The following is a 22,971-nucleotide window of genomic DNA, read 5'->3' on the forward strand; positions in this document are numbered from 1 at the left end:
AATAAAATTGGCTAATAAATTAAAATCCAATGATTCTCCCAAGAAGCACAAAAATTTAGGAAGAAAAATTAGTTTTACTATTATTGGAATTTTGATAATATTAGGATGCTTCATATTTTTCTTAGGTCATCAATATTTGAATAGATCATTGCAACCACTTAATTCTCATGACAAAAGTGTAGTACAAATTAATATTCCAATGGGTGCTTCCGATAAGAAAATTGGATCTATTTTACAAGATCAAAATATTGTGAAAAGTGGAATGGTTTTTGACTATTTTGTTAATAGCCATCACTATTCCAATTTAAAAGCAGGATATTATGAATTTTCACCATCTATGAGTTTAGATTTAATTGCTAAAAAATTAGAAAAGGGTGGATCAGCTCAACCTTTACAAGGTCGTTACGGTCGCTTTCTTATTAGGGAAGGCGATAATATCGAGCAAATATCTAAAAATATTAACAGCAATAGTAAATATTCAAGCTCGAAATTTATGAATTTAATGAATGATAAAGAATATTTGTCACAGTTAAAAAACAATATCCAGATATGCTTAAGTCATCATTTAATGCTAAAGATACAAAATATAAGTTAGAAGGATATCTATATCCAGCTACTTATAATTCTCAAAATGATGTTTCACTAAAAGATCTAATAAAACAAATGCTAGATAAAACTAATAATGAATTAAAGCCTTATTATAAAGAAATTAATAAAAAAGGCTTTTCAGTGCAACAAGTATTAAGTTTGGCTTCAATGATTGAATTAGAAAGATATAGTGAATTTGATAGACAGCAAATTGCTGGAGTATTATTAAATCGTTTAAATAATGGATTACCACTTGAAATGAAATCCTCTATTTTGTATGCTAGTGGGAAAAGTTTTAATCAAAAAATTGACAAAAAAGATTATAAGATTAAATCTGCTTATAATTTATTTAAACATACTGGATATGGACCTGGACCAATTAGTAATCCAAGTATAAATTCTGTTAAGGCAGTGTTGAATCCTAAGAATATGGATAAAAATTATTTACACTTTTACATTGACCCTAAAAAGAATAAAGTTGTATTTTCTAGTAATTTGGTTAACACTAGTTCAGTAGTTAAGAATAATAATTATATGAGATAAAATTGATTTGGAGAGATTACTATGGTAGAAAATAAAAAACGTCCTGTTGTTATCGGGGTAACTGGCGGTTCTGGTAGTGGAAAAACTACTGTAAGTCGTGCAATTTTTAATCAATTATTAGGTCATTCAATAATGATACTTCAACAAGATTCTTACTATAAGGATCAGTCTCACAAAACTTGGGCCGAAAGAGAAGAAACTAATTATGATCATCCATTAGCATTTGATACTGATTTGTTAATAGATGATTTACACAAATTATTGAATTATGAATCAATTGAAAAGCCAGTGTATGACTATACAAAATTAAACCGTAGTGATAAAACCATTACTCAAGAACCTAGAGATGTAATTATCCTTGAAGGTATTTTGATTTTAGATGACAAACGCTTAAGAGATTTAATGGATATTAAGGTATTTGTTGATACTGATGATGACATTCGCATTTTAAGAAGAATTCAACGTGATACAAAGGAAAGGGGACGTACGTTGGATGAAGTGGTTCAACAATACTTAGAAACTGTTAGACCAATGTATAATCAATTTGTGGAACCAAGTAAACGTTATGCTGATATAATTGTGCCTGAAGGTGGTAAAAATCAAGTTGCTATTGATTTATTAACCACAAAAATTCAATCAATTTTATTGAAGCACGGTAATAATAAAGTGTTAAATAATATAGATACAACAATTTAATTTAAAGGAGATTTAGTATGGCTGAAGATAAAACATACCCAATGACTCTTGAAGGTAAAAAGAAACTTGAAGATGAATTGGAAGACTTAAGATTAAACCAAAGACCAAAGATTATTGAAAGAATTAAAATTGCTAGAAGTTATGGTGATTTATCTGAAAATTCTGAATATGAATCAGCTAAGAATGAACAAAGTATGCTAGAAAGTAGAATTACTACTGTAGAACATATGTTGCAATATTCTCAAGTTGTTGATAATGAAGATGTTGATAAAGATCTTGTAAATGTTGGTAAAACAGTTACTTTTAAAGAATTACCAGATGAAGATCCTGAAACATACCAAATTGTTGGGGCTGCTGAAGCTGATCCAATATCTGGTAAAATTTCTAATGATTCACCAATTGCTAAGGGATTATTGGGTCATAAGACTAATGAAGAAGTTACCATTGAAATTCCTGCTGGTGATATGCAAGTTAAAATTATTGAAGTTAAATAATATATAAAATAAAAAGGATTAGGCTATTTGCCTAATCCTTTTTATTATCTTTTTCATTAATTATACTTTTAATACTAATAAAAATAATTGTTAATATTGTAATGATTATTCCTAAATTAACTCCCCTTGGATAATAATATAGTTCAATATGATGTTTTCCTCTTTTTATATGTTTAACACTTATAAATTCTCCTAACCACTTTGATTTATCATGTTCTTTATTATCAATTTTTACATGCCAACCATCTGAATATGGAATTGATGTTAATAAACTTCCGTTCTTATTTAAATCAACATTAGAAGATATCATATCTTTATTATTGAATATGATATTTTGATGTTTAATTTTTGAAATATCGTATTTGAATTTTTTATAATTCATATTATATATTCCAAAGTTATTGGTAAATATACTTTGCCTTTTAAAATTAATATCTATAGTTCCATCTTTTTTGGGAAGACTATATACTAATGAATTTTGAAAATTCTTAGGTGATGTTATTTTTTCACCATCAATAAATACAGAGCAAATATTAGGACTTAAATTACTTGGTAATACTATATAGGGAATATATTGATTTCTATAATGATAATTTATTTCTACTGACGCACTTTTTAGAGGATCAATTTTTTTCAAAATTGATTGGCTTAAAGATGGTGTATTATAAATATTTTTGAATTTCACTTTATAATTATTATCAACATTAAATACATTTTTGTTAGATGCTGATATTTGTTTTACTATATTATTTTGATAATCAATAGGATTTGTTGTACTCGTTATATTTTTAATAATATTATTAACACCAAAAATTAAAGGTAAACTCAAATTATTTCTTTTTATATTAAAATCGTTTTTACTTTTTCTATTGTCTAATATGTCGTATCTATTTGCTGATTTTTGAATCATTGGATATTTTTTATAATTATCATTAAATGACAAATAATATTTAAAATTTAATAATGAATCTGTAACTAAGGTACCATTAGAATAATTAATAGAGCCGGTATTATTAGGATTTCCAATGTTTGAATTAAAATTAGCATTATTTTTATTCATCGTTGATGAAAATATGGATCCACTATTAAAGCCTAATTCCATAGGGTCATCTTGAGTTCTATAGAAATTTTTGTTAATCCTGTAAAATGATTTATCATCTTTACTAATCTTATTTATTTGCTCATTTAAAATTTTATTATATGAAGAATAATCACTATTATTTACATATGAGATACTATTTAATGAGTTAAAAGCATTAATTCCCATATCACAGCAAGTAATTATAAAAATACTAATTATATACAGTTTAGAATTATTTATTCTGGAAATTATTACTATTACAAACATGATTGCTATTAATAAAACTGAAACAACATATTTCATTGGTGACAAAAATGTAAAATTATTGATTTTTATTCCGACAGTTAATAATATGATTATTAACATGATTGCTATCTTTATCGTTATTTTATTATCAATTTTATTAGGTAAGTTACTAAATCCAATAGCGCCTAAATAGGTAACTAAAAAGCAAAAAATAAAAGAAAAACGATATGGATACCAGATAGGAAATTGAAAAGCGTGCCAAACTAAATCTAATGGTTCAAAACACATAGATATTAAAAATGCAAAAGTTAAAAATAGATATAATAATCTAAAATGCAACTTTATTTTATGGTTAAAGAAAAATGCTAGAACAGATATTAAAACTAAACTACCTACAAAAATATTAGGATAGCCGCTGGGCATTTGATTGAAATTAAATGCGCCGTTCATTAATTTAGAAAGCATATCGATAGGATTATATTCTAATTTCCATTTAAAATTATTAACGGTATATGATGCTTTTCCAGTTCGAAGTTCTAGTATGTTTGGAATTATTAACCATGCTGAAAGCATAAATGATATTAAGCTTGCTCCAAAATATTTTAATATAATTTGGTATTTATGCTTTATTTTACTTTTATAATATATAGCATAATTCGTTATAAAATATAGCAAGGAAAAAATGCAGACCATATATGCCATATAGTAATTTACAATTATCATTATGGATAATGATAAGATGTATAATTTGGATTTGTCTTTATTAATTATGTTGTCTATTCCTAAAACAATAATTGGTAGTATAATCATTGCATCTAGCCAAATTATGTTTAACTGATTAGCAATGATCCAGCCATTTAGTGCATATGCAGTGGAAAATGTTGTTATTATTATGTTTTTTTCGAAGCCTTTTTTATTTAGCATATAGCCAAAACTTAATCCTGATAATCCATATTTTAATAAAGTAATTAATAATAAACTACCGTTCATAAAACTTTTTGGTAAAATTGCAATTATTAAATTTAATGGACTCATTAAATAATATGACCAGATGCCAATCATTTCACCACCATATCCATTGGCAAAAGAATAAAAAAAGTTATGTATATTTAAGCTATTAATGGTTCTTTTATAAAATGCAAAAAATCAACATATTGTTGTCCTAAGTCGACTGTTAAAATGCTTCCGTTACCAAAAGGAAACATATTGCGATAAGCAAAGTAACATGCCATAATAATAAATGGAGTAAAAAAACTTAAAATTAATGGCAGGTTATTTCTTGTAAACTTTTTAATATGATTGATTATTATCATTCCTTTCATTAATTATGTTTATTTTTACATATATTATATAATAACATTTAAAGACATTAAAAAATTTATAGCAAGGAGCTTTGAGAACCTTGAATAGTTTTCTTAAAAAAATATTTCATCACCAAGACAAGAATATTAATTCGAGGGTTCCTTTTCGTTTAAATATTATTTTATTTATTGTTGGAGCCTTATTTATTATTTTGGTGATTCAATTAGCATATCTACAAGTTGTTAATGGAAATCAATATAAAGCAGAAGTTAATAGATCTGATAACTCTATTAAGTATGGAAATGTGCAAAGAGGGATGATTTATGATTCATCTGGGAGAGTTTTAGTTGGTAATAAAGCTCATCAAGCCATTCAATATACCAAAGAATTAGGGGTTACTACTAATGATCTTTATAACATCGCTAACAAATTAAGCAAATATTTGCATGTAGACTCTAGTGCATTAACATCTAGACAAGCGGCAGAATATTATTTATCTAATCCCGATAATTTAAAAGCAGTTGAAAGTCAGTTGAAGCTGCCTGCTAATTCAACTCCAGATACTCAATACAATGCATCTCTTGATAAAGTACAAGCTGATAAAATGTATAATAATATTAATAATTATAAAAATGCAGCTACTATTTTTCAAAAAATGAGTGGTGCATACCAATTGTCAACAACCTTTATTAAAACAACTGGGGTTACTAATAAAGAATTATCTGAGGTTGGAGAACATCTAACAGATATGCCAGGAATTCAAATTGGTAATAGTTGGACTAGAGAATATCCTAATGGTAATGCTATTCAAAGTGTTGTAGGAACAGTTTCTTCTGAAAAGACGGGATTGCCAGTTGATCGGATTAATACTTTGTTATCTCAAGGTTATTCAAGAAATGATAGTGTTGGTCAAAGTTACTTAGAACAAGAATATGAACCAGCACTAAGAGGATCTAAATCTCAGACTTTAATTAAGAGTGGCAGTTTAGATAAAGCAGTACAACAATATGGAGGCCAAAAAGGAGATAATCTTCAATTAACCATTAACTCTCAATTTGAAAAGAAACTACAATCGCTAGTAGAAAATGCTCAAATGTCTGGTAATTCTACTGGAGCATATGCTGTTGTTATGAATCCAAAAGATGGATCTGTTGTAGGTATGGGAGGAGTTAATAGAAATCCTAAAACTGGTAAATTAACTCCAAATGCACTAGGAACAATTAATAGTGCTATTACAATGGGTTCTGTAGTTAAAGGGGCCACAGTATCAGGAGCATTAATGGATAATGTGATTACTCCGACTAATTCAACACTAACTGACAAGCCCATTTTAACTGGTGGCATTAAAAAGAGTTCATGGTTTAATCACAATGGTTCAGCCAATTTACCAGTTGATGCTTCAACAGCTCTTGAAGTTTCATCTAACTCTTATATGATGCAGTTAGCTATGAAAGAAGCCAAGTTCCATTACTTTTCTGGAGCTCCACTAACTATGAATCCAGATGCTTTTAATATTGAAAGAGGTTACTTTAATCAATTTGGCTTAGGTGTTAAAACTGGAATTGATTTACCTGGTGAAACTAAGGGAATACAAGGACCTGGAGGTTTCTCTAATATTGGTAAAGCACTTGATTTATCATATGGTAACTATGATGGTTATACAACAATGCAAGTGGCTCAATATATTTCTACCATTGCTAATGGAGGATATCGAATCAAACCACATGTAGTGCAAAATATTAGGGCTTCTAATAAAGATGGTAAATTGGGCAGAATAAAGTACTCAGTTACACCTGATATTTTAAATAAGGTAGATATGACCCCGGCACAAAGAAAAGTCGTTACAGATGGTTTTTATAAAGTTGTGCATGGAACAAGTCAATATAGAACAGGTATTGATTTGAACCAAATTAAACCTGAAGTATCAGCTAAGACGGGTACTGCTCAAACATTTTATGATAAACAAAGTACAGTTACTTTAAGTTTAGGCTCATTTGCTCCATCTAAGAATCCACAAGTTGTTGTTGCACTTGCTATTCCTAATTTGCCAGATGATGCTGAAAGTAATAATATTAATTTAGCTAAACAAATATATGCTGCTTATTGGAAATATGTCCAATCAGATAAAGGTTTAGAATAAAAATATAGGTGTTAAGTAATTTTCCTTAACAATATTTATATAAACTCTGGTCAAATCGCTAAAAAAATGATAATATATTAAAAGTTGACAGTTGTTTATATCTATAAATTATAAATAAAGTAAATTTGGAGGTGTAACACTAATGAGAGTACACATTACACTAGAATGTACAGAATGTCACGAACGTAATTACTTATCTACTAAGAGCCGTCGTAACAATCCTGACCGTTTGGAATTAAAGAAATATTGTCCACGTCAAAGAAAAGTTACATTACATCGTGAAACAAAATAAGGATTAGGGTTTAAAGCCCAATCCTTTTTTTATATCTTGGGGTAATATATAAATGAGTAAATCTGATATTAGAAAAGAAATTATTAATAGTTTGAAAGCAAATAATCATAATGGTTTATATAAAATATATGATAATTTATTTAGTAGATTAGAATGGAAAAACAGTAATTATATAGCTATAACTATGAGCTTACCTTTTGAATTTGATACTAAACCAATTATCAGAAAAGCATTGAGAGATAATAAAAAAATTTTAATTCCTAAAGTTATTTCTAAAAATGTTATGATATTTATTGAATGTGATGAAAAAACTATTTTAAAAAAAAGTTCTTTTGGTATATATGAACCAGTTGGAGGATCGAGCTTTCCTATAAACGATATTGGATTAATTATTGTTCCAGGAATAGCTTTTTCAACTGAAACTGGCGATCGATTAGGTTTTGGTGGAGGCTTTTATGATCGAATTTTAAAGAAATATTCGGGTCATACTATTTCTATAGGGCTTCCAGAACAAATATATCGTCAACCAATTTGGAAAGTAGATGATTTTGATCAGAAAGTTAAAACAATTATATATTGAATTGAAAAATTCAAGTTTTTACAGAAAAATGGATGAAAGGCCTTTTTTCACTGAACTTATATTAATTATAATGGCCTTTATTTACCTATTTGGGCTTTTAACTAATACGAGCCAGTTAATTATTACTAATGGCGCTATGATTAAGCCACTAATTATATATTATGGTGAATGGTGGAGATTTATTACGCCAATATTTATTCATCTTGGCTTTTTGCACATACTAATGAATGGAATTAGTTTGTACTATGTTGGAATTCAAATTGAAAAAATATTTGGGCATATCAGATTTTTAACTATTTTTATGCTTTCAGGTATAATGGGTAATATTATAAGCTTTGCATTTTCAAGTGGATTAAGTGCAGGTGCAAGTACTGCCATCTTTGGATTATTTGGTGTATTTTTAATGTTAGGTGAAAACTTTCGTGATAACTTTGCGGTTAGACAAATGTCACAAAGCTTTTTATTATTAATAATTGTTAATATCGTTTTTGACTTGTTAAGCTCAGGTATTGATATAGCTGGACATTTAGGCGGATTGATTGGCGGATTCTTTATACCATATTTTATAGGTATTCCAAATTATAAAATGAATAAGTCTAAAAAAATATTATCTTTTGTAGTATTAATGATTATAGTAATTTTTTGTCTAAAGACTGGATATATGTCAAATAATTAGTGCATTTTTTTTTAGGATGTGGGACAATGAATACGTTGTATGATGTGCAGCAATTATTAAAAAAATTTGGTATCTATGTTTATGTAGGTAAAAGACTATGGGACATTGAAGTAATGGCTTTAGAATTAGACCATTTACATGAATCCAAAGTAATAACTAAAGAAGAATTCTTACAGGCTAAATTAGTTTTGAAACATGAACATAGAATCGAAGAAAATAAAACTAAGGATAACAATATTTAGGAGGAATCTACAATGGTACGTAAGTTGATTGGAATTGATTTAGGAGGAACTACTACAAAGTTAGCATTTTTAACTGATAGCGGTGAAATTTTAGATAAGTGGGCTATTACTACAGATGTAAGCGCTAACGGAAGTAAAATTGTTCCCAATATTATTAAGTCTATTACTCAAAAAATGGAAAACTCTGATCATAAAATCGATGACTTTGTAGGAATCGGTATGGGAACTCCAGGTTCAGTAGATCGTGCAAATGGAACAGTTGTTGGTGCTTATAATTTAAATTGGAAGACTACTCAAAATATTAAAGATCAAATCGAACAAGCATTAGGACTTCCTTTTTCAGTAGACAATGATGCTAATGTTGCTTCTCTTGGAGAATATTGGCAAGGTGCTGGTAGTAAAGATTCTGATGTAGTATTTGTTACTTTAGGAACTGGTGTTGGTGGTGGTGTTATCATCAATGGAGAACTAGCACATGGTGTTAATGGTGGTGCTGGTGAAATTGGTCATATTACCGTTGAACCTGGCGGATTTATGTGTACTTGTGGTAAAAGAGGTTGTTTAGAACAATACGCTTCTGCTACAGGAGTAGTTAATGTTGCTAAAAGTTTATCTACTGAATTCACTGGGAATTCTAGACTTAAAGAAATGATTATTAATGGGGAAGAAATTACTTCTAAGATTGTTTTCTTCTTAGCAGATAATGGTGATATTTTTGCAAATCAAGTTGTAGATCGTGTATGCTACTTCTTAGGTTTAGCATTAGCTAACGTTGGTAATACATTAAATCCAGGCAACATTGTTATTGGTGGTGGTGTTTCAAACGCTGGTAATACTTTATTACAACCAACTACTAAATATTTCCAAGAAAATGCATTTAGACCAGTTCGTGATTCTACCAAGATTCGTTTAGCTCAATTAGGTAATGATGCTGGAGTTATTGGTGCTGGATCATTAGCTTTAAGAAATGCCAAAAATTAAAACAAATAATTTAATTAGGGGGAATCATAATGATTTCTTCACTTATGATAGTTTTATTAATTATTGTAGTGTTTTTTGCTATTAATCTTTCAACTAGGTTAAGAGCTAAAAAGGCTGCTAAAATAGTTAGTGAAGATGAATTTCAAAAGGGTAGTCATCGTGGCCAAATAATTGATCTTAGAGAAACTAGAGATTTTGATGCTGGACATGTCTTGGGTGCAAGAAGCATGCCATATTCAACTCTTAAAACCTTTTATGGTAATATTAGATCTGATTTGCCTGTATACTTATATGATCAAGGAATGACTATTAGTATGCGAGCTGCGATTTTATTAAATAAAAAAGGATATAAAAAACTTTATATCTTAAAAAGTGGTTATCGTAATTGGAACGGTAAGACTAAAAAATAAATGCTTTACAATAAAAATAAACCTATTTAAAGTCAAACTACTGAGTGACTTTAAATAGGTTTATTTTTTACCTTAAATTATTTTTTAGTTTAAGTGAGCTGAACGTTGTTTGCGCAAAACTCTTTTTCTATTTTCATCAAGTTTTTGTTCATGATTTTCAACAGGTTCAACAACTGTTTTCTTGAAAGAGAATAATGCACCTACAACAGCACTTAATGTTGCTAATACCCCAAGAAAGAATCCGTTTCCAAATTTTTTCATCATAATACCCTCCTTATTTGTTTATGTATAAGTTATATACAATTCTATTATGCAAGATTTATACTAATATATCCAGTTTTGTGTTTATTTTTATTTAATAATTTATTATTATGAGTATACTGATTATTTAAACGAAATGATGTGATTTTATGTATAAAGTTTTAATAATAGCTGGACCAACGGCTGTTGGAAAGACTAATTTGTCTATTAAATTGGCTAAACAATTTAATGGGGAGATTATTTCTGGAGATTCAATGCAAATATATCGTAATTTAAATATTGGTACTGCCAAAGTTACGGAAAAAGAAAAACAAGGTATTAAGCATCATCTTATTAATATTAAAAATGTTGAAGAAACATATTCTGCTTCTGATTTTGTATCAGATGCTAAAAAATTAATAAAAGAAATATCTAATAAAAATAAATTGCCAATTATAGTTGGTGGTACTGGATTTTATTTACAGTCTCTTGTTGATGGATTTAATTTTGGAGCAGGTTCTTCAGTTGATAATTCATTAAGGACTTTGATGCATAAAAAAGCCTTTAAAAATGGTAAATATGCTTTATGGAAAGAGCTAGATTTAATTGATCATGATGCAGCAATTAATATTCCAGTTAACAATGAAAGGCGTATAATTAGAGCATTAGAATTTTATAAACAAACTGGTGAAAAGTTTTCTGCCCAATCTGATAGCTACGATAATGAAATCGATAGTTATATTATTGCTTTGAATACTAACCGTGCATTGCTATATGATCGTATTAATAAACGAGTGGACCTTATGTTTGATGAAGGGCTTTTGGAAGAAAATAAATGGCTGTATCAACATGGTGGATTATCATTGCCTGCATGTAAAGGTATTGGTTATAAAGAATTTAATGAATATTTTAATGGAAATATGTTGATTTCTGATGTAAAAGATTTGATTAAAAAAAATTCAAGACATTATGCCAAAAGACAACTTACATGGTTTAGAAATAAAATGGATGTTACATGGTATGACATTTTATCTGATAATCATCAAATTGATGCAATAAAAAAAGACATTATTAAATGGGAAAAGAGTTATTAATCAATTTCATGTTATATTATGTTACATATTAACTTGACATACTTAATTATAATGTTATTATAAAATTATTAGAGGGAGTTATTTATGAAAGAAAAGGACTTAAGACGTTCATTATCAGTTTTGCCAATAGGTACTGTTATGAAACTTACTAATTTAACTGCTAGACAAATTAGATATTATGAAGAACAAGGTTTGGTTTCTCCAGAAAGAAATGAGGGAAATCGAAGAATGTATTCTTTAAATGATATCGATTTAATTTTGGAAATTAAAGACTATATATCTGATGGTATGAATATTTCTAAAATTAAGAATGTTTATGAACAGAGAAAGCAGGAAGCTTTTAATAGCGGTTCTAGCAACAAATTATCAGACCAAGAAGCAAGGAGATTACTATCTGATGAATTGTTAAACGTTGGTGGCTTAAACTCAAAAGACGTTAAAGGCAATAATTCTTTTTAATTAAATCTAATCAAAATGTTAGGGGTAGAGTTAAATGGCTACAAAACATGATTATTCAAAAGACGATATTCGTCGAATCGTAAAAGAAGAAGACGTTAAATTCCTAAGACTAATGTTTACCGATGTTTTAGGAACATTAAAAAATGTTGAAGTTCCAATTAGTCAATTAGATGATTTACTTGATAACAAATTAATGTTTGATGGTTCATCTATTGAAGGTTTCGTTAGAATTGAAGAAAGTGATATGTACTTACACCCAGATCTTTCAACTTGGATGATTTTCCCATGGAGTTCAGAAAGAGGCAAAATTGCTAGAGTGATTTGTGAAGTTTATAAAACTAACGGTGAACCATTTGAAGGAGATCCTCGTAATAACTTAATTCGTGTTTTAAAGGATATGAAAGATGCAGGATATACTTCATTTAATATTGGACCTGAACCTGAATTCTTCTTATTTAAGATGGATGAAAATGGAAAACCAACTACAAAGTTGAATGATCATGGTAGTTATTTCGATATGGCGCCACTAGATTTAGGTGGAAATTGTCGTCGAGATATTGTTTTAACTCTTGAAGAAATGGGCTTTGATGTCGAAGCTGCCCATCACGAAGTGGCTCCTGGACAACATGAAATCGATTTTAAATATGCAGATGCTTTGAACGCTGCTGATAATATTCAAACATTTAAATTAGTTGTTAAAACTGTTGCTAGAAAACACGGACTTTATGCTACATTTATGCCAAAACCATTAAGTGGTATTAATGGATCAGGTATGCATTTAAATATGTCATTGTTTAACAATGATGGGGATGCTTTTTATGATAAAGACGGTGAATTACAATTATCTGAAACTGCTTATCATTTCTTAGGTGGATTAATGAAACATGCTAAGAGCTATACTGCTATTTGTAATCCAATTGTTAACTCATATAAACGTTTAGTTCCTGGATATGAAGCACCTGTTTATGTAGCTTGGTCTGGATCAAATCGTTCACCATTAATTAGAGTTCCTAATGCTCGTGGATTGGCAACTAGACTAGAATTAAGAAGTGCTGACCCAACAGCTAATCCATACATGGCAATTGCTTCTGTATTAGAAGCTGGATTAGATGGATTAAGAAATGAAATTGTTCCACCAAAGAGTGTGGATAGAAATATTTATCATATGAATGCTCAAGAAAGAAAAGATAATCAAATTGTTAACTTACCAGATGACCTGTTAGATGGACTTAAAGAATTATCTTCTGATAAGACTATGAAACATGCATTGGGCGAGAAGATTTTTAATAGTTTCTTAGCTGCTAAGCATTTGGAATATGATGCATATCGTGCACAAGTTTCCGAATGGGAAAGAGACCAATACATGGAACAATATTAAAATGTTGATTTTTAAAAGAGATTATATTTATTTATAATCTCTTTTTTTCTTGAATTTATTTTCATTAATGTTAAAATTTTAAGTTGTTTTGAAGGAAGTGAGTATTTTGTTTAATTTTGAGGAAATGTTAAAAAAATCAGTAGCTGATTTTAGATTATCTGAGAAAAAAAGTAATTTTGCTGTAAACAAAAACAATCGATTGCAAAAGGCATATATTAATTTAGATATTAGTCTATCTAGGTTGGCTAAAGATTCTAAAAGATTTAGTATTTTATCTAATTCTAATATGAATATTGATATTACCAATTATAAAAATACTATGATAAAGGATTTTACTGAAAGCATGAATCTTTTCTTTTTAGTAGCAAATTTAAAGAATTGGAACCATCTTATTATTATCTCTGATGACGAGCAAAATAAACTGTTTAAAAATAAAGCTGATAAAGAGTTTAGCAATGTTTATTTGGTTATTAAAAAGATGATGATTAATAGTTTTTTTAACCATAGTGAAAAAGATTTTACATATGCATGGAAGATCTTTAATAAATTTGGTATTGTTGATATGAATTTAAGTATTGATGATATTTCTAAAGAGTTTTTTAATAAAAATTAAAAAAGTGTTGACACTTATCTATATTTTTAATATAATTATTTTTGTTGGTTATTTGTTGTCGCAGTAGCTCAGCAGGATAGAGCAACGGTCTTCTAAACCGTAGGTCAAGAGTTCGAATCTCTTCTGCGACATTAGTTATTTTCTAAAAACACATTACAAAATTGTAATGTGTTTTTTTATTGACTAATTACTATAATATGTGTATACTTACGTTGTTGTATTTGTGGACTTTCACAGCTACAACCGCATGGAATGAGTATTAAGTTTCATATTAATGAACGCTTATTTTCGGCGAGTCTAAGCATATTATTTCAAGGAGGTGCACATTATGTACGCAATTATTTTAACAGGCGGTAAGCAATATAAAGTTGCTGAAGGTGAATCAATTTATGTTGAAAGGTTAAACGCAAATGAAGGTGACAAGGTTAAATTTGACCAAGTTGTTTTCGTTGGTGGTGACTCAGCTAAGGTTGGTACTCCTCTAGTAGACGGTGCTTCAGTTGAAGGTACTGTTGAAAAGCACGGTCGTGGTAAGAAGATTACTATTCTTCGTTACAAACCTAAGAAGGGTGCTCGTTCAAAGAAGGGTCATAGACAACCATACACTAAGGTTACTATTGACTCAATCAATGCATAATTAAAGAGGATAAAATGATTAAAGTTACTATTTCTCATAATAATTTGAATGATAATATAAATTCATTTAAAATAACTGGTCATGCTGATTCAGGAGAGTATGGTAAGGATATAGTTTGTGCTGCAGTTTCAGTTTTATCCATTACTACTGTAAATGGGTTGAATGAAGTTGCTGATTTAGATCCTAAAGTTAAAAGCAATGATATTGATGGTGGCTTTATGGAGGCAACTATTCCTAATACTAAAAATCATGATAATATGATTGCTTCTCAAGCTATTTTACATAGCTTTGAGAATGGAATGATTGATATTTCTAAAAGTTATGCAAAATATATTAAATTAAATATAATAAACGATTAAATTGTACGGAGGTGTAATTCAATGTTAGAAATGAATCTACAATTCTTCTCTCACCATAAAGGGGGAGGTTCAACTGCTAACGGTCGTGATTCTGCAGGTCGTCGTTTAGGTACTAAGGCTGCTGATGGCTCAACTGTTACAACTGGTTCAATTATTTACCGTCAACGTGGTACACATATTTACCCTGGTAAGAATGTTAAGCGTGCCGGTGACGATACTTTATTTGCTTTAGTTGATGGTGTTGTACGTTTTGAACGTATGGGCCGCAAGAAGCGCCAAGTTTCAGTATACCCTGTTTCTGAAGCAGTTGCTAAATAATTAAGTAAATAATGTATTAAAAGCCTGATTATCAGGCTTTTTTTATTATAAAATATAATGTTATAATACTATTAAGTAATGGTGCTACAAATAACTATTCGATTAGTTAATATTAGGAGGATTATTTTAATTATGGCAGTAATTTCAACAGCTAAATTTAAAACTGGATTAACAATCAAGGTTGATAATGCTATCTGGCGTATTATTAGTTTTCAACACGTAAAGCCTGGTAAGGGTGGAGCATTTGTTCGTTCTAAGCTAAAGAATTTGAGAACTGGTGCAGTTCAAGATAAAACATTCCGTTCTGGTGCAAAAATGGAACAAGCACAAATTGACTCAAGAACTATGCAATATCTATACGAAGATGGTTCTGGATATGTTTTCATGGATATGGAAACTTATGATCAACTTACTGTTCCTGGTGATAAAATTAAAGATGCTTTAAACTACTTACAAGAAAATATGGAAGTAAGTATTGTTCAATATGAAAATGAAGTAATTGGAATTGAAGTTCCTAATACAGTTACTCTTCAAGTTGCAGAAACTGAACCAAGTATTAAAGGTAACACTGCTTCTGGTGGAAGCAAACCAGCTAAAATGACTACTGGATTAATTGTTCAAGTTCCATTCTTTGTTAATTCTGATGATAAATTAATTATTAACACTACTGATGGAAGTTATATTTCAAGAGCTTAATTTTTTGAAATTTAATTACTCGATTGGGGGTAATCTTTATGGCAGAAGGAAATAACATTGCTTTAAAAAACTCAAGTGCTCAAGAAGGAGATGTTCAAATATCTCCACGAGTACTAGAAATAATTGCTAGTATTGCTGCTGTTCAAGTTAAGGGTGTTAACAGTATGCGTGGTTCTTTGGCTACTAGTGTAAATGAATTATTTGGTAGAAAAGAATTTGGTAAGGGAATTAAATTAAATTTTGACGATGATAAATTAATTGTCGATGTTTATGTTTACTTAAATTATGGTGTTTCCGTGCCTAAAGTGGCTTTAAATATCCAAGAACAAGTAAAACAACAACTCTTATTCATGACCGAATTAAACTTAGGTGAAGTTAATGTTCATGTAGAGGGAATTGTTCCTGAAAAAACGGACGATAAATTTGATTCAAATGACTTATTTGATGATAACGATAGTAATAATAAGGGTGAACAATAGTGAATTTTACAAGACACAAAATAAGAGAGTTTGCATTTCAAACTTTATTTGCGATTAATGCAAATGATACTACTGATAAAGAACTTTTCTTTCATGCTATTTCTAAAACACAAGACGAAATTCCATCATATTACTTGGAATTAGTTAATGGTGTTTTGGAACATAAAGAAGATTTAGATAATAAAATTAGCGAATATCTTATTTCAGGATGGTCAATTAATAGAATTGCTAAAACCGATTTAGCAGTTCTCAGAATGGCTTTTTTTGAAATTTACTATGTAGATGATATTCCAAATAAGGTTGCAATTAATGAAGCCTTAGAGTTAACAAAAAAATATAGCGATGATCATTCACGTAAGTTCGTTAATGGTGTTTTATCTAACGCTATTTCATAATTAAAAAATAGGTTTGCTTAACTGCAAATCTATTTTTTAATGCATAAATTAATTTTAATGTGCTAGAATAAATATAAAATGAATGGGGTGTTTTCTATATGGCAACTATTATTGATGGAAAATCATTAGCAAAAAAACTTAATGAAAATACTAAGGTAACTGTAAGTAAGATGAAAGAAAATGGAATTATACCTTGTCTAGCAGTTATTATTGTTGGAAATGATCAAGCTAGCAAAAGATATGTTAGGAGTAAGCATAAAAAAGCTGAAAAACTAGGTATCAAATCAATAGTAAAAGAAATGCCAGAAGAAACTACACAATCAGAATTACTTAAAGTTTTGAATGATTATAATAATGATAGTGATATAAATGCAATTTTGATTCAATCACCACTTCCTAAACATATTGATGAAAAATATATTATGGGACAAATTAACCCAAAAAAAGATGTCGATGGATTCCAAATAATTAATTCTGGTAAATTGTTTTTAGATGAAACAGAAAATTATCCAGTTGCTTGTACGCCTAAAGGTATTATGAAAATGTTTGAGGAATATAATATTGACCTTGTAGGCAAGAAGGCAGTTGTAATTGGTAGAAGTACAATTGTTGGAAGGCCAATGGCAGCTTTATTGATTAATGCTGGAGCTGAAGTTAGCATAATTAATCATCATGCTAATGTTAGTGATTATACTAAAGATGCTGATATTATAGTTTCAGCAACTGGTAAATTACATACGGTTACTAAAAATGATGTTAAAAAAGGTTCCACAATTATTGATGTTGGTCAAAATTTAGATGAAAATGGAAAATTAGTTGGAGATGTCGACTATCAAGAAGTTTCTGAAATTGCTGGATATATTACTCCAGTACCAGGAGGAGTGGGCCCTATGACAATTAGTACATTAATGACTCAAACCGTTGAACTTACAAAATGGAGTGAATCTTTATAATGAGTAATGATTATTTATCAGTTAGTGATTTAACTAGCTATATTAAGAAAAAATTTGATCGTGATCCTTATTTAGGAAAAATATATTTAACTGGTGAAATATCTAATTTTAGATTAAGACCAGTTCATCAATATTTTAGTCTTAAAGATGATAATGCTAAAATAAGTGCAATTATGTTTAAATCAGCATTTAATAAAGTTAAATTCACTCCTGAAGAAGGTATGAAGGTGTTAGTTACTGGTAGAGTATCTTTATATGAAAAAACTGGTAATTATCAAATATACATTGATCATATGGAACCTGATGGGGTTGGTGAACTTTATCAAGCATATGAACAATTGAAGAATAAACTTTCCAAAGAAGGATTGTTCTCCGCACCTAAAAAAAATCTCACTAAATTTCCTAAAAGAATTGCAGTTGTTACTTCACCCAGTGGGGCTGTAATTAGAGATATTATTACTACTACTAGAAGAAGATATCCAATTGCTCAAATTGTACTTTTTCCAGCTGTGGTTCAAGGTAATGAAGCAGCAGCTGATATTACTAGTCAAATTAAAAGAGTAAATGATATGGGAAATTTTGATACCTTGATTATTGGACGTGGTGGTGGATCTATTGAAGATTTATGGCCATTTAACGAAGAGATAGTTGCTAGGGCTATTTTTGATAGTAATATTCCAATTATTTCTTCAGTCGGACATGAAACTGATACTACAATTGCTGATTTAGTAGCCGATGTGAGAGCTGCTACGCCAACTGCCGCTGCTGAGTTATCTGTTCCAGTGTTAACAGATGTATTAACAGAATTACAAAAAGATGAGCTGAGAATATTTAATGCATTTAAGAACATATTGAATACGCTTAATCAAAGATTAAATAAAGCAAAAGAATCATATATATTTAAACAACCTGATAGACTATATGATTCATATTTACAAAGTTTAGATGCTTTACGTGAAAAATTATTTAACAATATGAATAATAAGTTTAATTATGTTGATAGAAAATTTAATCAATTAAAAAATGATTTAAAGCTTAATTCTCCAAAGCAACAAGTTGAATCGAATGTACAAATATTAAAGATGAAGCAACAACAATTACAACGAAATATTGATTTGATTATTAAAAGCAAAGAAAGTAGTTTAAATAATATTATTGAATCACTAGATCATTTAAGTCCTCTTAAAACAATGTCTAGAGGCTTTAGTTATACAACTGATGAAAATAATAATGTAATTAAAAGTGTTGATAATTTAAATCCAGATTCAACAATCAATCTTAATTTAATAGATGGATCTGCAAAGGCGACCGTTAATTCAATAGAAAGGAAGCAAAAATAATGGCTGAAAAAGTTACTTTTGAAGAAAATATGCAAAAACTAGAACAAATTGTAAATGAATTAGAACAAGGTGATATTCCATTAGAGAAAGCTTTATCAGAATTTCAAAATGGAGTTAGTCTAACCAAGGATCTTCAAGCTACTTTAAAGAATGCTGAAAACACTCTTGCTAAAGAAATGACAAGTAATGATGAAGAAATTCCTTTTGAAAAATCAGAAAGCGATAAAAACTAATGTTAGAACAAATGTTAAATAATTTTGAACAAGAAAACTTGCCCAAAATTAATAATTATTTAAAATCTAATTTAAAAAAAGATATTAATCAAACTACTTTGGCTGATTCAATGTATTACTCGTTAATGGCAGGTGGTAAAAGATTAAGACCTTTATTGACGTTAGCAACTATGACAACTTTAAATCATAGTATAAATGAAGATGATTTAAGGGCTACTTGTGCAATTGAATTATTGCATACATACTCATTAATTCATGATGACTTACCAGCTATGGATAATGATGACCTGCGTAGAGGGATGCCTACTAATCATGTTAAATTTGGTGCTGGAATGGCCACCTTAGCTGGGGATGGGTTACTTTCTTTGGCTTTTCAATGGATTTCTGATAACAATTTATCTAGTGATATTAGATCACAACTTACCTTAATGCTTTCAAAAGCTAGTGGACCAAGTGGGATGGTTGCTGGACAAGCATCAGATATTGAATTTGAAAATAAAACTATAAATTTAGAATCTTTAAAAAAACTACATCGTGGTAAAACGGGTGCTTTAATTCATTATGCCGTTTCTGCTGGTGCTGTTATGTCGGATTCTAATAAAAATTTACAAAATCTTTTATCTATCTATGCAGATGATTATGGATTAGCTTTTCAAATATATGATGATATTTTAGATGTTGTGGCTACTTCTAAACAACTGGGTAAGCCAGTTCATCAAGACGATAAAAAGAATACTTATCCTAATTTAATTGGCTTGAAAAACTCATATGCAGAATTAGAAAAAGTTTTAGATCATAGTCATAAGATACTTAATCAAATAGAAGAAAATTATGGGATTGATACTGATTTGTTAGCAGCATTCCTAACTTACTTTAAAATTAGTTAAATAGGAGCAGTTTATTAATGAAAAAGCAAAGAGTTGATGTACTTTTAGTTCAACAAGGACTTTTCGATACTAGAGAAAAAGCTAAAAGAGCTGTAATGGCAGGTGAAATTTTAGGGAAAAATGAAGAAAGATTAGATAAACCAGGAACTAAAATTTCCGAAGAAACTAAACTTCATTTAAAAGGGAAACCAATGCCATATGTTAGTCGTGGAGGCCTAAAATTAGCCAAAGCGTTAAGAGTTTTCAATATAGACGTTAATAATAAGGTTGTATTAGATATAGGATCATCAACTGGTGGATTTACTGATGTTATGTTGCAAAATGGTGCTAAGTTAAGTTATGCACTTGATGTTGGAAGCAACCAATTAGTTTGGAAACTAAGAGAAGATCCACGCGTTGAAGTAATGGAACATACTAATTTTAGATATAGTAAACTAGATGATTTTGATAAAGGACAACCAGAATTTTCATCGATCGATGTTTCTTTTATCTCACTACATCTAATTTTGCCACCATTAAAAAATATTTTAAAAAAAGGTGGAGAAGTTGTTGCTTTAGTAAAGCCACAATTTGAAGCCGGTAGAGATAAAATTGGTAAACATGGAATTATTAGAGATCATAAAGTTCATGCCGAAGTTTTAGATGACATTATAAACTTCTCAATTAAATCTGGTTATTCAGTTAAAGGACTAGACTATTCTCCTATTAAGGGAGGAGAAGGTAATATTGAATTTTTGCTACATCTAAAGTCTGATGATGATCCATTAATTGATCCTAGTGTTTCAATTAATGACACAATTGAAAGATCTGATAATTTAGGATAGTTTATCTTACTTAATAATTCTTGAAAGGAAGTTCTTTAATTGCTAGAAAATTTATCAATAAGTAATTTAGCAATCATCGATAAATTAGAGATAGATTTTTCATCTGGCATGACAGTGCTTACTGGAGAAACTGGTGCTGGTAAATCTATTATTATTGACGCTGTTGGATTATTAGCTGGTAACCGTGGATCACAAAAATTTATTAGAAATGGTAGTAACAAACTTTTAATTCAAGGTTTGTTTGTTTTCCCACAAGATGGATTAACATATAAAATTCTTGATGATTTAGGAATTGATCATAGTGATGGCAGTGTTATTTTGCAAAGAGAGATTTACCGTAATGGTAAAAATATTTGTCGTGTGAATGGTATTTTGGTTAATACTACTACTTTAAAAAGAATTGGATCAACGGTTGTAGACATTCAGGGGCAAAATGATAGTCAAGATTTAATGCAACCAGATAAACATGTGAAATTATTAGATGAATTTGGTTCCGATGAATTGCAGCCACTTTTGAAAGAATATAATCATTATTATGAAAAATATAATCGACTCAGTAAACTAATTGAAGAAAAACGTAATAATGAAAAAGAATGGTCTCAAAGATTAGACATGCTCCAATTTCAAGAAAACGAAATTGGTAATGCCAATTTAGAAAATGGTGAAGAAGAAAGATTATCCAAAGAACGTGATCATTTACAAAATTATCAAAAGATTGTTGACTCTTTAAATTTATCTTTTAGTGCAATTAATGGCGATGATGCAATTAGTCCTTTAGATATGATTGGTCAAGCGATGAATGCCATGCAATCAATTGAAGACGTTGATTCTAAATTTGGTGAGATATCGGATAACATAAAAGACGCTTTTTATTTATTGCAAGATGCTTCTGATAATATTTCTGACCAAGTTGATTTGCAAGAGTTTGATGATAATCGTTTAGAAGAGATTGAAGAAAGATTGAACATTATTTATGAACTAAAACGAAAATATGGTGATTCGATTGAGCAGATATTACAACACTATGATAATGTCAAAAATGAATTGTCTTCTATGCAATCTGATAAGGAAACCGGCGAAGATCTTACTGAGCAATATAAACATACTTATGATGAATTAGAAACTGTAGCCCAAAAAATTAGTTCATTTAGGCATAAGGTTTCTGTTGGATTAGAGAATGCAATTCATCAACAATTATCTGATTTATATATGTCAAAGACTGAATTTAAAGTTGTCTTTAACAAGTTACCTAATAAATCATTTAATCAGTTTGGAAATGAACATGTAGAATTTTATATGCGTACTAATCCAGGAGAAAGCTTATTGCCATTGAGTAAAATAGCTTCTGGTGGTGAAATTTCCAGGATTCTTCTAGCTCTAAAAACGGTATTTGCTAGTTCTCAAGGAATTACTTCCATTGTTTTTGATGAAGTTGATACTGGTGTTTCTGGTAGAGTTGCGCAAGCCATTGCTGACAAAATTTCTTCTATTTCTAGGCAATCACAAGTTTTATGTATCACTCATTTACCACAAGTGGCTGCAATGGCCGATCATCATTATTTCATAAAAAAAGAAGTTTCCAATGATCGTACTAATACTAATTTAGTTAAATTAGGTAGTAATGCTCGAGTAGAAGAACTTGCTAGAATGTTATCTGGTTCCACTGTTACTAAGTTAACAATGGAACATGCTAATGAATTGCTGAATTTAGCAGATGACGAGAAAAAATAAATTTGAAAATTTTACTTAAATAGACCATAATAGTAATAATATTATTTAATTTTAAGGGGTTTTA

Annotated in this window: 28 protein-coding genes, 1 tRNA gene, 1 pseudogene and 1 other annotated feature; of the genes and pseudogenes, 28 read left to right on the forward strand and 2 right to left on the reverse strand. The window is 29.3% G+C overall.

Features of this window, described 5'->3' with window-relative positions; genetic code table 11:
* The first annotated feature begins 7 nt into the window (after positions 1-7).
* Genes C7N41_RS07850 through greA form a run of 4 tightly spaced genes read left to right on the forward strand, consistent with a single transcriptional unit; the run spans position 8 to position 2,321 of the window.
* Positions 8-595 carry an endolytic transglycosylase MltG gene (locus tag C7N41_RS07850; protein ID WP_105964519.1) on the forward strand — a complete coding sequence of 196 codons (588 nt, stop codon included), beginning with the start codon at positions 8-10 and terminating at the stop codon, positions 593-595.
* Positions 550-1,131: an endolytic transglycosylase MltG gene (mltG, locus tag C7N41_RS07855; protein ID WP_105964520.1), complete on the forward strand. Its 582-nt coding sequence runs from the start codon at positions 550-552 to the stop codon at positions 1,129-1,131. The genes C7N41_RS07850 and mltG overlap by 46 nt, the downstream gene beginning before the upstream one ends.
* A gap of 21 nt (positions 1,132-1,152) precedes the next feature.
* Positions 1,153-1,827 carry a uridine kinase gene (udk, locus tag C7N41_RS04435; protein WP_105964521.1) on the forward strand — a complete coding sequence of 225 codons (675 nt, stop codon included), beginning with the start codon at positions 1,153-1,155 and terminating at the stop codon, positions 1,825-1,827.
* Between the two features lie 17 nt (positions 1,828-1,844).
* Positions 1,845-2,321, forward strand: a complete 477-nt coding sequence (gene greA, locus C7N41_RS04440; protein WP_105964522.1) for a transcription elongation factor GreA — start codon at positions 1,845-1,847, stop codon at positions 2,319-2,321.
* A gap of 31 nt (positions 2,322-2,352) precedes the next feature.
* Here greA and C7N41_RS04445 read toward each other — a convergent pair.
* Positions 2,353-4,970: pseudogene (locus tag C7N41_RS04445) on the reverse strand (YfhO family protein).
* An 80-nt stretch (positions 4,971-5,050) separates the two neighbouring features.
* Between C7N41_RS04445 and C7N41_RS04450 the strand changes: the two are divergent.
* The 7 genes from C7N41_RS04450 to C7N41_RS04480 all read left to right on the forward strand — a co-directional run bounded on the left by C7N41_RS04450 (position 5,051) and on the right by C7N41_RS04480 (position 10,271).
* A complete protein-coding gene (locus tag C7N41_RS04450) occupies positions 5,051-7,090 on the forward strand; it encodes a peptidoglycan D,D-transpeptidase FtsI family protein (RefSeq protein WP_225362868.1) in 2,040 nt (679 codons plus the stop codon).
* Positions 7,091-7,232: 142 nt separating this feature from the next.
* Positions 7,233-7,382, forward strand: a complete 150-nt coding sequence (rpmG, locus tag C7N41_RS04455) for a 50S ribosomal protein L33 (RefSeq protein ID WP_105964525.1) — start codon at positions 7,233-7,235, stop codon at positions 7,380-7,382.
* 52 nt (positions 7,383-7,434) lie between these two features.
* The gene (locus C7N41_RS04460) at positions 7,435-7,962 is read left to right on the forward strand and encodes a 5-formyltetrahydrofolate cyclo-ligase (protein ID WP_105964526.1); all 528 of its coding nucleotides are present in this window, start codon (positions 7,435-7,437) and stop codon (positions 7,960-7,962) included.
* Positions 7,931-8,638, forward strand: a complete 708-nt coding sequence (locus C7N41_RS04465) for a rhomboid family intramembrane serine protease (RefSeq protein WP_225362869.1) — start codon at positions 7,931-7,933, stop codon at positions 8,636-8,638. Before C7N41_RS04460 ends, C7N41_RS04465 begins: the two co-directional genes overlap by 32 nt.
* Positions 8,639-8,664: 26 nt before the next feature.
* Complete coding sequence (locus C7N41_RS04470) at positions 8,665-8,880, forward strand: YqgQ family protein (protein ID WP_105964528.1); 216 nt, start codon at positions 8,665-8,667, stop codon at positions 8,878-8,880.
* 12 nt (positions 8,881-8,892) lie between these two features.
* Entirely contained in the window at positions 8,893-9,861 is a 969-nt protein-coding gene (locus C7N41_RS04475) for an ROK family glucokinase (RefSeq protein ID WP_105964529.1), read from the forward strand.
* Between the two features lie 29 nt (positions 9,862-9,890).
* The gene (locus C7N41_RS04480) at positions 9,891-10,271 is read left to right on the forward strand and encodes a rhodanese-like domain-containing protein (RefSeq protein ID WP_105964530.1); all 381 of its coding nucleotides are present in this window, start codon (positions 9,891-9,893) and stop codon (positions 10,269-10,271) included.
* Between the two features lie 84 nt (positions 10,272-10,355).
* On the opposite strand, the gene C7N41_RS04485 is transcribed toward C7N41_RS04480, so the two are convergent.
* Positions 10,356-10,532 (reverse strand): DUF3042 family protein, encoded by a 177-nt coding sequence (locus C7N41_RS04485; protein WP_105955957.1) that lies wholly within the window; start codon positions 10,530-10,532, stop codon positions 10,356-10,358.
* 149 nt (positions 10,533-10,681) lie between these two features.
* Here C7N41_RS04485 and miaA point away from each other — a divergent pair, with 149 nt between their 5' ends.
* The 17 genes from miaA to recN all read left to right on the forward strand — a co-directional run bounded on the left by miaA (position 10,682) and on the right by recN (position 22,907).
* Positions 10,682-11,605 (forward strand): tRNA (adenosine(37)-N6)-dimethylallyltransferase MiaA, encoded by a 924-nt coding sequence (gene miaA, locus C7N41_RS04490; protein WP_105964531.1) that lies wholly within the window; start codon positions 10,682-10,684, stop codon positions 11,603-11,605.
* 84 nt (positions 11,606-11,689) lie between these two features.
* On the forward strand, positions 11,690-12,064 hold the full coding sequence (locus tag C7N41_RS04495) for a MerR family transcriptional regulator (RefSeq protein ID WP_105964532.1): 375 nt from the start codon (positions 11,690-11,692) through the stop codon (positions 12,062-12,064).
* A gap of 34 nt (positions 12,065-12,098) precedes the next feature.
* Positions 12,099-13,442: a type I glutamate--ammonia ligase gene (gene glnA, locus C7N41_RS04500; RefSeq protein ID WP_105964533.1), complete on the forward strand. Its 1,344-nt coding sequence runs from the start codon at positions 12,099-12,101 to the stop codon at positions 13,440-13,442.
* 106 nt (positions 13,443-13,548) lie between these two features.
* A complete protein-coding gene (locus tag C7N41_RS04505) occupies positions 13,549-14,055 on the forward strand; it encodes a hypothetical protein (protein WP_105964534.1) in 507 nt (168 codons plus the stop codon).
* A gap of 57 nt (positions 14,056-14,112) precedes the next feature.
* A tRNA-Arg gene (locus tag C7N41_RS04510) sits at positions 14,113-14,186 on the forward strand.
* Positions 14,187-14,286: 100 nt separating this feature from the next.
* Positions 14,287-14,364: a sequence feature (ribosomal protein L21 leader region), on the forward strand.
* Positions 14,365-14,383: 19 nt separating this feature from the next.
* Positions 14,384-14,692 carry a 50S ribosomal protein L21 gene (rplU, locus tag C7N41_RS04515; protein WP_105964535.1) on the forward strand — a complete coding sequence of 103 codons (309 nt, stop codon included), beginning with the start codon at positions 14,384-14,386 and terminating at the stop codon, positions 14,690-14,692.
* A 14-nt stretch (positions 14,693-14,706) separates the two neighbouring features.
* Positions 14,707-15,051 carry a ribosomal-processing cysteine protease Prp gene (locus C7N41_RS04520; RefSeq protein ID WP_105964536.1) on the forward strand — a complete coding sequence of 115 codons (345 nt, stop codon included), beginning with the start codon at positions 14,707-14,709 and terminating at the stop codon, positions 15,049-15,051.
* A gap of 21 nt (positions 15,052-15,072) precedes the next feature.
* On the forward strand, positions 15,073-15,369 hold the full coding sequence (rpmA, locus tag C7N41_RS04525) for a 50S ribosomal protein L27 (protein ID WP_105964537.1): 297 nt from the start codon (positions 15,073-15,075) through the stop codon (positions 15,367-15,369).
* Positions 15,370-15,501: 132 nt separating this feature from the next.
* A complete protein-coding gene (efp, locus tag C7N41_RS04530) occupies positions 15,502-16,065 on the forward strand; it encodes an elongation factor P (RefSeq protein WP_105955965.1) in 564 nt (187 codons plus the stop codon).
* Between the two features lie 38 nt (positions 16,066-16,103).
* The gene (locus tag C7N41_RS04535; protein WP_105964538.1) at positions 16,104-16,544 is read left to right on the forward strand and encodes an Asp23/Gls24 family envelope stress response protein; all 441 of its coding nucleotides are present in this window, start codon (positions 16,104-16,106) and stop codon (positions 16,542-16,544) included.
* Positions 16,544-16,939 (forward strand): transcription antitermination factor NusB, encoded by a 396-nt coding sequence (gene nusB, locus C7N41_RS04540; protein ID WP_105964539.1) that lies wholly within the window; start codon positions 16,544-16,546, stop codon positions 16,937-16,939. Before C7N41_RS04535 ends, nusB begins: the two co-directional genes overlap by 1 nt.
* Positions 16,940-17,037: 98 nt before the next feature.
* Entirely contained in the window at positions 17,038-17,892 is an 855-nt protein-coding gene (locus tag C7N41_RS04545; RefSeq protein WP_105964540.1) for a bifunctional 5,10-methylenetetrahydrofolate dehydrogenase/5,10-methenyltetrahydrofolate cyclohydrolase, read from the forward strand.
* Positions 17,889-19,232: an exodeoxyribonuclease VII large subunit gene (gene xseA, locus C7N41_RS04550; RefSeq protein WP_318530570.1), complete on the forward strand. Its 1,344-nt coding sequence runs from the start codon at positions 17,889-17,891 to the stop codon at positions 19,230-19,232. The genes C7N41_RS04545 and xseA overlap by 4 nt, the downstream gene beginning before the upstream one ends.
* Positions 19,232-19,465, forward strand: a complete 234-nt coding sequence (locus C7N41_RS04555; RefSeq protein ID WP_105964542.1) for an exodeoxyribonuclease VII small subunit — start codon at positions 19,232-19,234, stop codon at positions 19,463-19,465. The genes xseA and C7N41_RS04555 overlap by 1 nt, the downstream gene beginning before the upstream one ends.
* Complete coding sequence (locus C7N41_RS04560; protein ID WP_105964543.1) at positions 19,465-20,352, forward strand: polyprenyl synthetase family protein; 888 nt, start codon at positions 19,465-19,467, stop codon at positions 20,350-20,352. The genes C7N41_RS04555 and C7N41_RS04560 overlap by 1 nt, the downstream gene beginning before the upstream one ends.
* A gap of 17 nt (positions 20,353-20,369) precedes the next feature.
* Entirely contained in the window at positions 20,370-21,176 is an 807-nt protein-coding gene (locus C7N41_RS04565; RefSeq protein WP_105964544.1) for a TlyA family RNA methyltransferase, read from the forward strand.
* A gap of 39 nt (positions 21,177-21,215) precedes the next feature.
* On the forward strand, positions 21,216-22,907 hold the full coding sequence (gene recN, locus C7N41_RS04570) for a DNA repair protein RecN (RefSeq protein WP_105964545.1): 1,692 nt from the start codon (positions 21,216-21,218) through the stop codon (positions 22,905-22,907).
* The last annotated feature ends 64 nt before the right edge of the window (positions 22,908-22,971 follow it).

It is taken from the genome of Apilactobacillus micheneri (assembly GCF_002993975.1).
In the GTDB taxonomy this organism is placed as follows: domain Bacteria; phylum Bacillota; class Bacilli; order Lactobacillales; family Lactobacillaceae; genus Apilactobacillus; species Apilactobacillus micheneri.

Excerpts from the sequence above, each read along its gene's own strand:
- C7N41_RS04475 (WP_105964529.1), top strand. The coding sequence starts at position 8,893 with ATGGTACGTAAGTTGATTGGAATTGATTTAGGAGGAACTACTACAAAG.
- greA (WP_105964522.1), top strand. The coding sequence starts at position 1,845 with ATGGCTGAAGATAAAACATACCCAATGACTCTTGAAGGTAAAAAGAAA.
- efp (WP_105955965.1), top strand. The coding sequence starts at position 15,502 with ATGGCAGTAATTTCAACAGCTAAATTTAAAACTGGATTAACAATCAAG.
- C7N41_RS04485 (WP_105955957.1), bottom strand. The coding sequence starts at position 10,532 with ATGAAAAAATTTGGAAACGGATTCTTTCTTGGGGTATTAGCAACATTA.
- C7N41_RS04520 (WP_105964536.1), top strand. The coding sequence starts at position 14,707 with ATGATTAAAGTTACTATTTCTCATAATAATTTGAATGATAATATAAAT.
- C7N41_RS04535 (WP_105964538.1), top strand. The coding sequence starts at position 16,104 with ATGGCAGAAGGAAATAACATTGCTTTAAAAAACTCAAGTGCTCAAGAA.
- C7N41_RS04565 (WP_105964544.1), top strand. The coding sequence starts at position 20,370 with ATGAAAAAGCAAAGAGTTGATGTACTTTTAGTTCAACAAGGACTTTTC.
- udk (WP_105964521.1), top strand. The coding sequence starts at position 1,153 with ATGGTAGAAAATAAAAAACGTCCTGTTGTTATCGGGGTAACTGGCGGT.
- C7N41_RS04495 (WP_105964532.1), top strand. The coding sequence starts at position 11,690 with ATGAAAGAAAAGGACTTAAGACGTTCATTATCAGTTTTGCCAATAGGT.
- C7N41_RS04480 (WP_105964530.1), top strand. The coding sequence starts at position 9,891 with ATGATTTCTTCACTTATGATAGTTTTATTAATTATTGTAGTGTTTTTT.
- glnA (WP_105964533.1), top strand. The coding sequence starts at position 12,099 with ATGGCTACAAAACATGATTATTCAAAAGACGATATTCGTCGAATCGTA.
- rpmA (WP_105964537.1), top strand. The coding sequence starts at position 15,073 with ATGTTAGAAATGAATCTACAATTCTTCTCTCACCATAAAGGGGGAGGT.
- mltG (WP_105964520.1), top strand. The coding sequence starts at position 550 with ATGCTTAAGTCATCATTTAATGCTAAAGATACAAAATATAAGTTAGAA.
- C7N41_RS04460 (WP_105964526.1), top strand. The coding sequence starts at position 7,435 with ATGAGTAAATCTGATATTAGAAAAGAAATTATTAATAGTTTGAAAGCA.
- miaA (WP_105964531.1), top strand. The coding sequence starts at position 10,682 with ATGTATAAAGTTTTAATAATAGCTGGACCAACGGCTGTTGGAAAGACT.
- C7N41_RS04470 (WP_105964528.1), top strand. The coding sequence starts at position 8,665 with ATGAATACGTTGTATGATGTGCAGCAATTATTAAAAAAATTTGGTATC.
- C7N41_RS04560 (WP_105964543.1), top strand. The coding sequence starts at position 19,465 with ATGTTAGAACAAATGTTAAATAATTTTGAACAAGAAAACTTGCCCAAA.
- C7N41_RS04545 (WP_105964540.1), top strand. The coding sequence starts at position 17,038 with ATGGCAACTATTATTGATGGAAAATCATTAGCAAAAAAACTTAATGAA.
- C7N41_RS04555 (WP_105964542.1), top strand. The coding sequence starts at position 19,232 with ATGGCTGAAAAAGTTACTTTTGAAGAAAATATGCAAAAACTAGAACAA.
- rpmG (WP_105964525.1), top strand. The coding sequence starts at position 7,233 with ATGAGAGTACACATTACACTAGAATGTACAGAATGTCACGAACGTAAT.
- rplU (WP_105964535.1), top strand. The coding sequence starts at position 14,384 with ATGTACGCAATTATTTTAACAGGCGGTAAGCAATATAAAGTTGCTGAA.